At 69.8% G+C, this 13,306-nt stretch carries 14 protein-coding genes; 8 read left to right on the forward strand and 6 right to left on the reverse strand.

The window, feature by feature from the left end; genetic code table 11:
• Nucleotides 1-17: 17 nt before the first annotated feature.
• From OG555_RS14715 to OG555_RS14730, 4 genes are all read left to right on the forward strand, one after another.
• Nucleotides 18-476: a hypothetical protein gene (locus OG555_RS14715; RefSeq protein ID WP_329483430.1), complete on the forward strand. Its 459-nt coding sequence runs from the start codon at nt 18-20 to the stop codon at nt 474-476.
• A gap of 31 nt (nt 477-507) precedes the next feature.
• Nucleotides 508-1,467, forward strand: a complete 960-nt coding sequence (locus OG555_RS14720) for an acetylxylan esterase (RefSeq protein ID WP_329483431.1) — start codon at nt 508-510, stop codon at nt 1,465-1,467.
• Nucleotides 1,464-2,195: an MBL fold metallo-hydrolase gene (locus OG555_RS14725; protein WP_329484821.1), complete on the forward strand. Its 732-nt coding sequence runs from the start codon at nt 1,464-1,466 to the stop codon at nt 2,193-2,195. Before OG555_RS14720 ends, OG555_RS14725 begins: the two co-directional genes overlap by 4 nt.
• A gap of 532 nt (nt 2,196-2,727) precedes the next feature.
• Nucleotides 2,728-3,900 (forward strand): IS110 family transposase, encoded by a 1,173-nt coding sequence (locus OG555_RS14730; RefSeq protein ID WP_329484779.1) that lies wholly within the window; start codon nt 2,728-2,730, stop codon nt 3,898-3,900.
• A gap of 392 nt (nt 3,901-4,292) precedes the next feature.
• Here OG555_RS14730 and OG555_RS14735 read toward each other — a convergent pair whose 3' ends face one another.
• Nucleotides 4,293-4,937 (reverse strand): response regulator transcription factor, encoded by a 645-nt coding sequence (locus tag OG555_RS14735; protein WP_329483432.1) that lies wholly within the window; start codon nt 4,935-4,937, stop codon nt 4,293-4,295.
• Entirely contained in the window at nt 4,934-6,868 is a 1,935-nt protein-coding gene (locus tag OG555_RS14740) for a sensor histidine kinase (RefSeq protein ID WP_329483433.1), read from the reverse strand. Before OG555_RS14740 ends, OG555_RS14735 begins: the two co-directional genes overlap by 4 nt.
• 139 nt (nt 6,869-7,007) lie before the next feature.
• Here OG555_RS14740 and OG555_RS14745 point away from each other — a divergent pair, with 139 nt between their 5' ends.
• The gene (locus OG555_RS14745) at nt 7,008-7,385 is read left to right on the forward strand and encodes a hypothetical protein (RefSeq protein ID WP_329483434.1); all 378 of its coding nucleotides are present in this window, start codon (nt 7,008-7,010) and stop codon (nt 7,383-7,385) included.
• A 2-nt stretch (nt 7,386-7,387) separates the two neighbouring features.
• On the opposite strand, the gene OG555_RS14750 is transcribed toward OG555_RS14745, so the two are convergent.
• On the reverse strand, nt 7,388-7,762 hold the full coding sequence (locus OG555_RS14750; protein WP_329483435.1) for a hypothetical protein: 375 nt from the start codon (nt 7,760-7,762) through the stop codon (nt 7,388-7,390).
• Nucleotides 7,763-7,822: 60 nt separating this feature from the next.
• Nucleotides 7,823-9,148: a glutamine synthetase family protein gene (locus tag OG555_RS14755; RefSeq protein WP_329483436.1), complete on the reverse strand. Its 1,326-nt coding sequence runs from the start codon at nt 9,146-9,148 to the stop codon at nt 7,823-7,825.
• 68 nt (nt 9,149-9,216) lie between these two features.
• Between OG555_RS14755 and OG555_RS14760 the strand changes: the two genes are divergently transcribed.
• Nucleotides 9,217-10,071 (forward strand): DUF72 domain-containing protein, encoded by an 855-nt coding sequence (locus OG555_RS14760; RefSeq protein WP_329483437.1) that lies wholly within the window; start codon nt 9,217-9,219, stop codon nt 10,069-10,071.
• A 10-nt stretch (nt 10,072-10,081) separates the two neighbouring features.
• Nucleotides 10,082-10,531 carry a hypothetical protein gene (locus tag OG555_RS14765; RefSeq protein WP_329483438.1) on the forward strand — a complete coding sequence of 150 codons (450 nt, stop codon included), beginning with the start codon at nt 10,082-10,084 and terminating at the stop codon, nt 10,529-10,531.
• On the opposite strand, the gene OG555_RS14770 is transcribed toward OG555_RS14765, so the two are convergent.
• Both OG555_RS14770 and OG555_RS14775 read right to left on the reverse strand, forming a co-directional pair.
• Nucleotides 10,528-11,019 carry a methylated-DNA--[protein]-cysteine S-methyltransferase gene (locus tag OG555_RS14770; protein ID WP_329483440.1) on the reverse strand — a complete coding sequence of 164 codons (492 nt, stop codon included), beginning with the start codon at nt 11,017-11,019 and terminating at the stop codon, nt 10,528-10,530. The genes OG555_RS14765 and OG555_RS14770 overlap by 4 nt on opposite strands.
• Nucleotides 11,020-11,056: 37 nt before the next feature.
• On the reverse strand, nt 11,057-12,007 hold the full coding sequence (locus tag OG555_RS14775) for a carbon-nitrogen hydrolase family protein (RefSeq protein ID WP_329483442.1): 951 nt from the start codon (nt 12,005-12,007) through the stop codon (nt 11,057-11,059).
• A 285-nt stretch (nt 12,008-12,292) separates the two neighbouring features.
• Here OG555_RS14775 and fgd point away from each other — a divergent pair, with 285 nt between their 5' ends.
• A complete protein-coding gene (gene fgd / locus OG555_RS14780; protein WP_329483443.1) occupies nt 12,293-13,297 on the forward strand; it encodes a glucose-6-phosphate dehydrogenase (coenzyme-F420) in 1,005 nt (334 codons plus the stop codon).
• Nucleotides 13,298-13,306 lie beyond the last annotated feature (9 nt).

A 13,306-nucleotide genomic window follows, 5' to 3' on the forward strand; every position in this document is an offset into this window, starting at 1 on the left:
AATGGGATCCTTGTGCGATGCGTACGACGTACCGGATGCGGGCGGGGCGGTTCCTCGGGGTGCTGGCCGCCGGGCTGATCATCCTCGGCGTGGCGGCGATCCTGTGGGCGCTCGGGCTGCCGGCCGTGGCGGTCTCGGTGTTCGTCACCCTGGGTGGGCTGATCACGCTGGCCGGGCTGTGGATCCTGATCTGGCCGCCGAAGATCGCGAAGCTGCGGGACACCGGGATCGAGGTGCGCGGTGTCCGGACGCCCTGGACCGACGTCACCGAGGTCGGCCGGGTCGAGACCACGCACGGCGAGGCGATCGTGCTGCGGACCAAGCAGCCGGACCACTCGATCCTGCTGCCGATCGCCTGGCTGGCGCCTGGTCGCTCCGCGAGCTTGGAGACCGCGCTGCGGGACCGGCTGAACGCGGCGCACGGTTACACGATCTGGGACGGCACTGCCCCGGACGACAACGATCGCGCAGAATGACTTGCGAGCCGATTCGACCTGAGGAGTCCGGGTGCTGTCCTTCGAGTTGTCGTACGACGAACTGATCGCCTACCAGGGCACCAACCCCAGGCCGGCGGACTTCGACCAGTACTGGGACAAGGCGCTGCTGGAGCTCGACGCCGTCGCCCCGGAGACCGAGTTCGCCGACGCGACCGACTTCCCGCTGACCACGGCGACCGCGCAGCACCTGTACTTCAACGGCACCGGCGGCTACCGAGTGCACGCCAAGGTGATCCGTCCGGCCGAGCCCACCGGCCCGGCCGTGCTGATCTTCCACGGGTACGGCGGTGAGCAGCCGAAGTGGGTCGATCTGCTGCCGTACGCCGCCCGCGGGTTCACCGTGGCCGCGCTGGACGTGCGTGAGCAGGTCGGATTCCGGACCGAGTCGCAGGCGGCGAACAGTTTCACGCTGCACAACCACCTGGTCCACGGCCTCGACGACGGACCGGACGGGTTGCTGTACCGGCACGTGTTCCTGGACACCCGGCGGCTCGCGGACATCATCGGCGGTCTGCCCGAGGTGGACGCCGCGCGGATCGCGACCACGGGCTGGAGCCAGGGCGGTGGACTCAGCCTGGTCGCCGCGGCGCTGACCCCGGGCATCAAGTACACCGCGAGCGTCTTCCCGTTCCTGTGCGACTACCAGCGGACCTGGGACCTGAACCTGGAGACCGGCCCGTACGACGAGATCGTCACCTGGTTCAAGAAGCGCGACCCCCGGCACCTGCGCCAGGACGAGGTGTTCACCACCCTCGGCTACATCGACGTCCAGCACCTCGCTCCCCGGATCCGCGCCGAGGTCACGCTCTTCACCGGCCTCGAGGACCAGGTCTGCCCGCCGTCCACCCAGTTCGCGGCGTACAACAAGATCACGTCCCGCAAAGACGTCCGCCTCTACCCCGACTTCGGCCACGACGACCTCCCCGGCGCCCACGACGACATCTACCAACTGATCGGCGCCAAACTCTGAGCACGCTCACAGTCCTCGGTACAGCGGCGCCGTACCCGCAGCCGGACCGCCCCTGCTCCGGCTATCTTCTCCGCGCCCGCGGCGCTGAGGTCTGGGTCGACGCGGGCCCGGGCTCACTCGCCGAACTCCTTCGCCATACGACTCTGGCGCGGCTGGACGCTGTCTGGCTCTCGCATCTCCACCTGGACCACATCGGCGATCTGCTCAACGCCCACTACGCCTTGGCGTACGGCGAACTCCCGCCACGTCCCGCGCCACTCCCGGTCTACGCCCCCGCCGCTCTCGCGGACCGCATGGCCGGCTTCTTCGCCCAACCAGATGGCGCGTTCCTGGCCGACGTACTGGATCTGCGTCCGCTCCACGACGGCCACGAGCTCCGGATCCGGGATGTGCTGCTCACCACCCGCGCGGTCGAGCACGGCACCGAGGCCTACGCCCTCCGAGCGGGCTCCTTGGTGTACTCCGGCGACTGCGCCCCCTGCCCCGCCCTGGACGACCTGGCCACCAACGCCGACCTCCTCCTCTGCGAAGCCAACGACCCGCATCCCACCCCCGTCCACCACACCCCAACCCAGGCAGGTGAACTAGCCCGCCGCACTCACGCCAACCGCCTGGTCGTCACCCACGTCGGGCCCCTGCTGACCCCGGAAGCCGCCACATCCCAAGCCAGCAAGGCGTTTGGCGGCCTCACCACCACCGCCGAGGTCGGCGCCACCCTCACCTTCTGACGGGCTGACCACCACCCCGACGCCAGCCCCGTCGGCCGGTGAGGCGTTAACCCTCCGACTCGGGGTTCTCCGGCTTCTGCTGGATGTGTGGGCGAGGTGAGCGGGGTCGGCCGGTGTGCAAGCTTGACAGGAGGTATCGGCCCAGGGCTGCCGGTCGGGCGTGGCATTCACGCTTGGCCCCGGCCGGCCCGGCCGGGCCAGAGCGGACACCTCCTAATGAGAGTTACCGGGTCGCCGTCGGGCAGACTCGGGGCTGGTAAGCCGCCGGTGGGTGAGCACTTGTACCTCCTGGACCGTTTGAGTCCTGTCGACAGATCGTGCCCCTGCCGGTGACCGGGAGATTTGATCGCTGATGGGATGTCGTGCCCGGCCCTTGGTGTGGTTGGGGGGCGTGAGCACTGCTTCATTAGGTCGCTGATGGTTCTCCCGACCGGCTTGCTGGTGGTGTGGATGGCGTCGAGAGTGTGGGAGATCGGTGTTGAAGTTCTTTGTGGGAGATGACTGGGCCGAGGCGCATCACGATGTGGAGGTGATGGACCCGGCGGGGCGGGTGCTGGCCAAGGCGCGGTTGCCCGAGGGGGTGGCGGGGATGGCGCGGTTGCATGCGCTGGTGGCCGAGCAGTTCGGTGCGGCTGATCCTGACGAGGTCGAGGTGGTGGTCGGGATCGAGACCGATCGGGGCCCGTGGGTGGCCGCGCTGGTGGCCGCGGGGTACCTGGTGTTCGCGGTGAACCCGTTGCAGGCCTCGCAGTACCGCAAACGGCACGCGGTGTCGGGTGCCAAGAGCGACGCGGCCGACGCGCATGTGCTGGCCGACATGGTCCGCACCGACTCCCACCAGCTGCGCCCGGTGGCCGGTGACAGCGCCGAGGCCGAGGCGATCAAGGTCGTCACCCGGATGCACAAGACCCTGATCTGGGAACGGACCCGGACCACGCAGCGGTTGCGGCACGCGCTGCGCGAGTACTTCCCGGCCGCGCTGGAAGCCTTCGAGGACCTGGACGCCGCCGACACCCTCGAGCTGCTGACCAAGGCCCCCGACCCGGCCGCGGCGGCCCGGCTGACCACCGCCCAGATCACCGCGGCGCTGAAACGGGCCCGTCGCCGCAGCATCGCCGACAAGGCCGCGGCGATCCAGGCGGCGCTGCGCGCCGAGCACCTCGGCCAGCCCGCGGTGGTCACCGCCGCCTACGCCGCCTCGACCCGCGCACTGGTCGCGGTCCTGGCCGTCCTCAACGAGCAGGTCACCGGCCTGCAAGGGCAGGTGGAGGCCCATTTTGGCCGGCACCCGGCCGCTGAGATCATCTTGTCCCAGCCCGGGCTGGGACCGATCCTCGGCGCCCGGGTGCTCGCAGAATTCGGCGACGACCCCGACCGCTACGCATCGGCCAAAGCCCGCAAGAACTACGCCGCGACCAGCCCGATCACCCGCGCCTCGGGCAAGAAGAAAGTCGCCCTGGCCCGCTACGTCCACAACGACCGGCTCATCGACGCCCTCATGAGCCAAGCCTTCGCCGCACTCAACGCCTCGCCCGGAGCCCGCGCCTACTACGACAAACAACGAGCCCGCGGAGCCGACCACAACCCCGCCCTACGCCAACTCGCCAACCGACTCGTCGGCATCCTCCACGGCTGCCTCAAAACCAACACCCACTACAACGAAACAACCGCCTGGACCCACCCCACCCAAACCCTCGCAGCTTGACACCCAAACTCCTGGGATGTCTGTCGACCTTGCACACCCCAGCCACCGTCCGCACCCCCCGGGCTGCCACCGACCACACCCGGCCAGCCCGCACCAGCGAGAAGGTGCGGTGACTGGACGCGCTCGTCATGCCAGCGCTGGGACCGACACCCCCCCGGGGACCTGGGACACCATCTGGGGTGCTCGGACAGGTTGTGCCGTGTCCGAGGTCCCGACGACCTGTCCGAGGTCACGCCTAGACGACCGGGGCCGGGCGCCGCTGGCCGAGGGCCGCGATCTGAAGGGGTGGACGCCCGGCATTTCAGATCCCGGTCACCACGGGCTGTCTCAAGTCACCGGACCCGGGTCCGCCCGCCGACCAGGTCGCTCCTCTGGATCTGGCCGGCTTCGGGTTACTGACCGAGGCCGGCGTCGCGGGCTCGGGCCACTGCTTCTGAGCGGCCGGCTACGTGGAGTTTGGTGAAGACGTTGGAGACGTGGTTGCGGATGGTTTTGTCGCTGAGGAAGAGGCGGCGGGCGATCGCGGCGTTGGTGAGGCCGCGGGCGACCAGGTCGAGGACCTCGCGTTCGCGATCGGTGAGTTCGGGGAAGGGCGCGACTTCGGGACCGGCGCGGCCGGCGGCGAAGTAGGCGAGGACCCGGCTCGCGATGGCGGCGGAGAACACGACCTCGCCGTGTGACACGCCGTCAAGGGCCCGGCCGATCTCGGCGCGGTCGGCGCCCTTCAGCAGGTAGCCGCGCGCGCCGGCCCGGACCGCGGCGAACACCGACTCGTCGTTCTCCAGCATGGTCAGCACCAGTACGGCGATCGACGGGTGCTGCTCGGTCACCTGCCGGGTCGCCTCGACGCCGTTCAGCACCGGCATGTGCAGGTCCATCACGACAACATCCGGGACGAGCTCGCCCGCCAGCCGGACCGCCTCCGCGCCATCGCCGGCCTCGCCCACCACCTCCTTGCCCGGCATGGTCGAGATGGCAGTCACCAGCCCTTCCCGGTACAGCGGATGGTCATCGACCACGAGCACCCGAACACTCATGACGCCCCCTTCGGCAGCAGCGCCGTCACCGTCGTACCCGCCGGACCGGAGTCGATCCGCAGCTGACCACCGAGCTCCTCAGCCCGCTCCCGCATCGACGACGTACCGACCCCGGGCCGCACCTGGTCAGGCAGCCCGCATCCGTCGTCGGCGACCTCGATGCACACGCACCCGTCGGCATCCCGCACCCGGACCGCGACTGTCCCGGCGCCCGCGTGCCGGACCGCGTTCCCGGTCGCCTCACCGGCGATGTGGTACGCCGCAACCTCCACAGCAGCAGGCAATCCGGCGATCTCGTCGGCCGACACCCGGACCCTCGTCGTACCCGTGGACAGCCGATCGCCCAGCTCGCGCACGGCCGCGGCCAGCCCGAGCTCGTCCAGCATCGGCGGCCTGAGCTCGTGCACCAGGGCCCGTACGTCGGCCACTGCCGCGTTGAGCCGTGGCACCAGTCGGTCGAGCAACTTCCGAGCCGCCTCCGGGTCGTCCGCCGCGATGTCGCGCGCAGTCTCGACATGCAGAGCCAGTGCGGCGAGCGACGGGCCGACGCCGTCATGCAGGTCGCGACGAAGCCGGCGGCGTTCCTCCTCCCGCGCGACCACCACAGCCTCCCGGGCGCGCTGGGCCTCACGCGCCAGCAGGACGGTGTGCGCCGCGACCGCGGCTTGCGCGGCGAGCCGGTCCAGCGCTCGCATCTCATGGCCGTCGAACTCGGTCGACCGGGTGACGGTGAGCCGCCCGAAGTGTTCGCCGGCGTACTCCAGTTCCACGGTCATCCCGATCCCCGTCCCTTCGCCGTACGACGTCACCAGTCCGTCCCGCAGCACGATGGTCGCCTGCTGTGCGCGCAGGGACCGAGCCACCTGCTCGACCACCGACGGCAAGACCCGTTCGGACAGGTCGTCCGGAGTGGTCGCCGCCGCGAGCCTCGTGCCGAGCCGAGCGAGTACGGCGTACGGCTCCTCGACATCACCATGGACCAGTCGGTTGACGTGCCGCTGCAACCAGGACCGCAACGGCAGCGCCGCCAGGGCGACCACGGTGGTCGCGAGGATGGGTGCTCCGGTCGTGGCGCCCAGCCGGTCACCGGCCAGCCAGACCGTCACGGCGTACAAACCGATCACGAGCGTCGACAGACCGGCGTACACGAGAGCGCGGGAGATGACGATGTCGACGTCCCAAAGCCCGTAACGCATCACCGCGATGCCGATCGCGATCGGCAGGGGCAGCATGGCGAGCCCTGCCACGGCTCCCGTGCCGGCCGGGAGGAGCCGCGCCACCGCGAACAGCACGATCGTGCAGGCGTAGCCGACGAGCACCCACTTCAGCTGCTGCCGCTCCAGCTCGGCAGCCCGCCGCCACCTGGTCACGAGCGACGCGAAGCCCACGATCACGGCTGCGAGGAGCATTCCGCCGAGCAGGACAGCGACGACCGGTTCACCGGTCGCGGCGATGCCAACCGGATTCGTCGCACCGTGCAGACCTTCGGGATACTCCGGCCCTTCGTACGGCGTCAGCGCCCAAGTGACCGCGATGACGGCCACTGCGGTTGCGTTGAACCACAACGCCGGCCGAGACGCTTGCCGGCCATCCGGCAGCATCACCGGCAGTAGTACGGCGATCGCCGCGTAGCCGGGCGCCCAGAGCCAAGCGCCGAGCCAGGTCGACCATGTCCCGTCCGTCAGCAGACCGACCTCGGTACCGAATAGGGCCAGGCCTTGGGTCAGCGCGATTGCCCCGAGCAACACCTGGATCCGCCGGGCGCCGGTCGCCCGGAGTAGCAGGCAGGCGAGACCGTACGCCAGCGCGGCGGCCAGCTCCATCAACCAGAACGACGGCTCGATCGTCCGGCCGGCGGCCGCGTTGACCGCGTGCAGGCCGGCCCCCACCAGTCCGGCGAGGACCGCGAGTACACCGATGACAACCCCCATGACCGCATCATCGCCGCCAGCTTGTCCCGGCGTCACGGGACAAGGAGTCCCGGATCGGATCGTGACGGCCGGCCGTGGTGGACGGGACAGCCCGGTCGCGACCGTAGGGGCACCGAATCCGATCGACAGGAGAAACACTGTGACCACCGCGACCACCACCCACTCCACCGCGACGCGCCGGCGGCCGGCGAGCATGCTCGCCGCCGCGATCCTGCTCGGCCTGATCGCCGCGATCGGCGGCTACGGCTCGATCTACTTCACCGGCCTCGAGGGCTGGACGGCCCTCGGAGTCTGCTTCGTCGTAGCGTACGAGTTCCTCACGCTGACCGGTCTGATCGCCGTCGTCGCGTTCCTCCGCAACCACCCCCTCGGCCGCCCGGGTGTCATCCTCTACGCGACGTGGATGATCTACTTCACGCTCTTCAAGCTGATCGCGTTCCAGGAACTGCAGGCCATCCCGTTCGGCGTGATCGCCGCCGTCGCCCTCGTCCTGGTGACCCGGCGCTCAGCCCGCTGACGTCAGGTCGGAATCCACGTGGGCCACCACGGTGGAACGTTCCCCGGGCAGGTGCCCGGGGAACCGGCGGGCGTGCCTTGCCAGGAGAACAGGGCGAGATCGGCGATGGTGATGGCGATCGCGGCGGCGAGCAGCGAGAACAGGAACGCCTTGCCGGCGTAGCGGAAGACGGTGGTGAACAGGACGAGGTTCACGATCAGGGCGAGCGGCAGGCCGAGAAACAGCAGGGTGAGGCCGTTGGGGACGCTGCCGGTGACGTCGACGTTACACGCCTTCCACGCCCGCGAAGTGATCACGACCAGCCCGAACGCCGCTCCGCCGCCGACGACCACCGCAAGGAACGACTCGCCCTTGCTCCCCTTCGCAGCTAACGCCATGGGGTTCACCGTAAGTGATCCGGGCGGCCACTTCAGCTCGCCCCGGCGGGGTCCTAGTACTCAGTACCGCCAGCGCAGCGCGCGGACCCGGTCCTCGAGCGACAACCCGCCCAGCGACTCCGCGTCATGACGGCGTACGGCGAGGAACGGGTCGACGATCGCGTCACCCAGGGCGTCCCGCAGAACGGCCGAGCGCTCGAGGGCCGACAGCGCGTCCTCGAGCGTGAGCGGCAAGCGGCGCGGGCGTTCGTCGTCCGGGTACGTCGCCGGGTCGCGGTCGAGCCCGGGCGGCAAGACCGCCTTCCGCTCCAGCCCGGTCAAGGCGGCGGCCAGCACGGCCGCGGCGGAAAGATACGCGTTGCCCGACGGATCGCCGATCTTGATCTCGCAGTTGGCCGAGTCCGGCCGACTGGTCACGCTGCCCGGCACGTAGCGCAGCGCGGCCTCGCGATTCTCCTCGCCCCAGCACGCGAACGCGCCGGCCCAGTTCCCGGGCACGCGGCGATCCGCGCTGACCACGCTCGGCGCCAGTACGCCGGTCAGCCCGTCGAGCTCGGCGAGCACTCCGGCGATCAGTTGCCGCGCATGCTCGGATGGACCGTCATCTCCACCGAACGGCACGCCATCCAGCGACGCGGAGAAGTGGATATGTGCGCCATTGCCGACGAACCCGGCCACTGTGATCGGCGCGAACGACGCCAGCAGCCCATGTGCACGAGCGACCCGATGGACGACGAGCCGCGCGAGCTGAGACTGGTCAGCGGCGGCCAACGGCGACGCGGGCGGCAGCGCGACCTCGACCTGACCCTGCGCGTACTCCGGATGCAGTTGCTCCGCCGGGACCCCGGCCGCGTCGAGTGCCTCGAGCAGGTCGACCGCGAAGTCCTCCAGCTTCACCATGGCCAGCACGCCGTACGCCGGTCCGATGGTGCCGACCGCGGGATCGCCGGGATCACCGGTGAAGACCGTGAACTCCAGCTCGAACCCGAGCTTGACGTCGAGGCCGGCCGCGACCGCCCGCGCTTCCTGCCGCCGCAGCGCCGCACGCTGGCAGATGTCGACCGGCTCGTGGTCCTGCGTCAACTGGTCGGCCGGCGCCCAGAACACGGTGTGGTCCGGCCCGAGCGGGGCGACCGCGCCGAGGTCCGGCATCAGCCGGTTGTCGCCGACCGGCCCGTTCACCAGCGGCGACGAGGTGATGGCGTCGTCGGCGCACATCAGGGCGAACACCGGCGACAGCCCGATCCCGTCGCGGACCGCCGTACGCACGCGGGCCGCAGGCACCGTCTTCGCGCGGGTGATGCCGGCGTTGTCGACGATGGACGTGATCAGCATCCGCAGGCCACTCTCGAGCAGCGCGTCGACGGGACTGTCGGTGACAGACATGCCGACCTTCGTACCACACGACCCGTCAACCGGCGGCGATCCGGATGATCACACCGCATAATCGGGACGTGAGCGATGGGTGGCCGGATGGTCCGTACCGGGTGGGGATCTCGGGGTGGCGCTACCCGCCCTGGCGGAAGGTGTACTACCCGGACGGCCTGCCGCAGCGGGCCGAGCTCGAGTACGCCTCCGGCCGGCTGAACTCGATCGAGCTGAACGGCTCGTTCTACTCGCTCCAGCGGCCGTCGTCGTACCAGCGCTGGTACGACGAGACGCCGGACGGGTTCGTGTTCGCGGTCAAGGGCCCGCGGTTCGTCACGCACCTGAAGAAGCTGGCCGACGTGGACGCGCCACTGGCGAACTTCTTCGCCTCCGGAGTCCTTGCGCTCGGCAACAAACTCGGCCCCGTGCTGTGGCAGCTCCCGCCGACCCTCGGGTACGACGAGGAGCGCTGCGCCGCGTTCTTCGCCTCGTTGCCGCGGACAACGGCGCAGGCGGCGGAAGTTGCCAAGGGCCATGATGAGCGGATGAAGGGTCGCTCATTGCTGGAGTGCGCGGTCGACATCCGGCTCCGGCACGCGATCGAAGTACGGCACTCCAGCTTCCAGACGCCCGGCTTCGTCCAACTGTGCCGCCGGCACGACATCGCGCTGGTCTGCGCGGACACCGCCGGGAAGTGGCCCATGTTCGACGACATCACCTCCGACTTCGCCTACGTGCGGCTGCACGGCGCCGACGAGCTCTACGTCAGCGGGTACGACGACGAGGCGCTGGACCGGTGGGCCGCGAAGATCCGGGCCTGGGACCAGAGCGCCTACGTCTACTTCGACAACGACGCCAAGGTCCGGGCGCCGTTCGACGCGGAGGGGCTGTCCCGCCGGCTCGGGATCACTTCGGTGGGTGCCGAAGTATCACGGCCTTAGCGTGATCGGCATGACTGAGAACCCTGGAGAACTGGTTCCGCAGGCGGTCGAGCGCTCGCTCCGATTGGTCGCCACCTGGCCGGCTTGGGACGGGCAGCCCCGCATCTCCGACGACGACCGCACCTTCACCCCGCACAAGGCCGTCCGCCGGATCGCGGACCACCTCGTCGATCACCTGGCCGAAGTGGAGGCGCTGCTGGCCGGCGTACCGACCCAGCCGGACGAGTGGCACGCGAGCGCGCTCACCTCCGCCGCCGACCTCGCGCCGTTCACGGTGGACGACGTGCGCGAGGCCGAGCAGCGGTTGAGCCGGCTGGGACGGACGTTCGCCCTGCGGTACGCCGCGGTCGACCCGGCCGAGTGGGACAAGGACCGCGGCGCCAACTGGACCCTCCGCCAGATCGCCGAACACCTGGTCGAGGTCGAGTGGTACGCCCAGCAGGTGGGCGACCTGTCCTAGAAGAGCCGCGCGCCCACCGGCTCCTCCAACTCGAGGAGGAACTGCTTGCGCTCGAGGCCGCCGGCGTACCCGGTCAGTGAGCCGTTCTTCCCGATCACCCGGTGGCACGGTACAACGATCGACAGCGGGTTCTGACCGACCGCCTTCCCGACCGCCTGGGCGTTGTCACCGAGTCGCGCCGCGATCTCGCCGTACGTCGTCGTTTCGCCGTACGGGATCTCCTCGAGGATCGACCAGACGCGGCGCTGGAACTCGTCACCGCGGAGGACGGTCGGGAGGTCGAACGTGGTTCGCTCACCGGTCAGGTACTCGTCCAGCTCGCGGGCCGCCTCGGCGATGACCGGGTCGGTGGCTTCGACCAGGTCACCGAGCACGTCCGGCGACGGCTTCACCCAGTGATGCGGGAAGTAGACGCCGGCGAGCGCGTTGTCCGAGGCGACCAGCGTGAGGTCCCCGATCCGGGTGCTGACGATCGCATGCCTGTTCATGCTGATGGAACGCGTCAGCACCCGGAGGTGTGAGGCCTCAGGAGCCGATGCGCTCCCGGGTCCGGCGCCGGAAGTCGCGGCCGATCTGGCTCACGTCCACCCGGTTCAGGTCGGTCACGGCGATCCCCGGCGTACTGTCCGCGGGTCCCCGCACCGCCCAGACCCCGTGCGGATCGCTCACGCCCGAATCCAGACCGGCCCCCGGATTGGCCGGCACAGCCAGGCTGATCCAGTAGGTGTTGGTCGCGGCCGTCCCGCGGGTCTGGACCCCGATGTGCTCGTTCTGCCCGACGCCGGTGCTCGCGTACGACACGAGTACGGCGTCCACGTCGAGGCGGTCGTACTCCGTGAACAGCTCCGGGAAGAGCACGTCCAGCCCGAGCGCGAGGCCGAATCGATAGCCGTCGATGTCGAAGGTCACCGGCTCCCTGCCCGGGGTGTACATCCAGGTGATCTTCGTGGTCGACAGCGTGCGTTCGTCGTACCGCGCGACCACCTTGCCCGCGGCTGAGACGACGTACACGCTGTTGTGCGGCCGGGCCCCGGGCAGTGGATGTACGGACGGGATCACGGTCCAGATGTTCAGCTCACGCGAGAGCTTGGTGATCTGGTCCAGCTCGTCGTGCAGCACCGCCCAGTCGGTCTTGCTCCAGTCCGACGGGCCGACCTCGTCCGGGCCTAGCTCGGACATCACGTGCTTGCTCGGGAAGCAGAGCGCGCCTTCGGTGAAGTGGACGAGGCGGGCGCCTGCCGCGGCCGCCTGCCGCATCAGGTCGCGGACCTCGGTGCCACTCGCGCGGAGCAGGGCGGTGTTGGTGGGATCTCGGCGGACCGTCGACTGGGCGACGGCGATCCGCAGGGTGGTGTGTTCCGGCATGTCTTCTCCTGGGGGAGTCGGACGGAAGTGCCGGAGGGCAGCCGTGTAGGACTCGCCCGTCTTGGCGGCGCGGGCACGGACCCGCTGCATGAAGTTCCTGTGCGCTGTCATCTGGCCTTCCACGCACTCGCACGCGATCCCCCAGCGATCCCGCCCGAGGCAGTTGACCAGGACGAGCGGTCCGAGACAGGAAGTCCCTTTGCCTTCTCAGCAGGACCAGGCTGGGGCCGGTCGGCGAAGGTGCGGCGCGGACCGCGCCGGGCCCATATCCTTCCCGACCCCATGCCCTTGGTCAAACGTCCACGCCGCCACGCCGTGGGTTACCCCCGGCGGCATAAAGTCGGACCCGGACGCGGTTGTCCACCGAGTACGAGCAGACGACGTTGGGAGCAGAGGGTGAGCATTCGAGTCGGGTACAAGGCTTCGGCGGAGCAGTTCGGGCCGCGGGAGCTGGTGGAGTACTCGGTCCGGGCCGAAGAGCTCGGGCTCGACAGTGTGACCGTGTCGGACCACTTCCTGCCGTGGCGGCACGAGGGCGGTCACGCGCCGTTCGCGCTCGCCTGGATGGCGGCGGTCGGCGAGCGGACCAACCGGGTGCTGCTCGGGACGTCGGTGCTCACGCCGACCTTCCGGTACAACCCGGCGGTGATCGCGCAGGCGTTCGCCACGCTCGGCGAGCTGTACCCGGGCCGCGTGATGCTCGGCGTCGGCACCGGCGAGGCGCTGAACGAGATCGCCGTGTCCGGGATGGAGTGGCCGGAGTTCAAGGAGCGGTTCGCCCGGCTGCGGGAGGCCGTGCAGCTGATCCGCGACCTGTGGACGAAGGACGGCGTCAACGCCGAGGGTCCGTACTACAAGACCGTCGACGCGTTCATCTACGACCGGCCGGAGACCCCGCTCAAGGTGTACGTCGCCGCCGGCGGACCGCTGGTCGCCAAGTACGCCGGTCGCGCCGGCGACGGGTTCATCGCGACGTCGGGCAAGGGCATGGAGCTCTACACCGACAAGCTGATCCCCGCCGTGAAGGAAGGCGCCGAGAAGGCCGGCAAGACGTTCGAGGATCTCGACCGGATGCTCGAGGTCAAGGTCTCCTACGACCGCGACCCCGCCGCCGCGCTGGAGAACACCCGGTTCTGGGCGCCGCTGTCGCTGACGCCGGAGCAGAAGCACAGCGTCACGAGCGCGACCGAGATGGAGCGGCTGGCCGACGAGCTGCCGATCGAGCAGGTCGCGCAGCGCTGGATCGTCGCCTCCGATCCCGACGAGGTCGTCAAGCAGTTCCAGCCCTACCTGGACGCCGGCTTCAACCACTTCGTCGTACACGGCCCCGGCCACGACCAGGAACGCTTCCTCACCCAGTTCACCGAGGACGTGCTTCCGCTACTGCGCAAGCTGGGCTGAGGAGCGACA

Origin of the sequence: Kribbella sp. NBC_01484 (genome assembly GCF_036227145.1) — a bacterium.
GTDB lineage: Bacteria > Actinomycetota > Actinomycetes > Propionibacteriales > Kribbellaceae > Kribbella.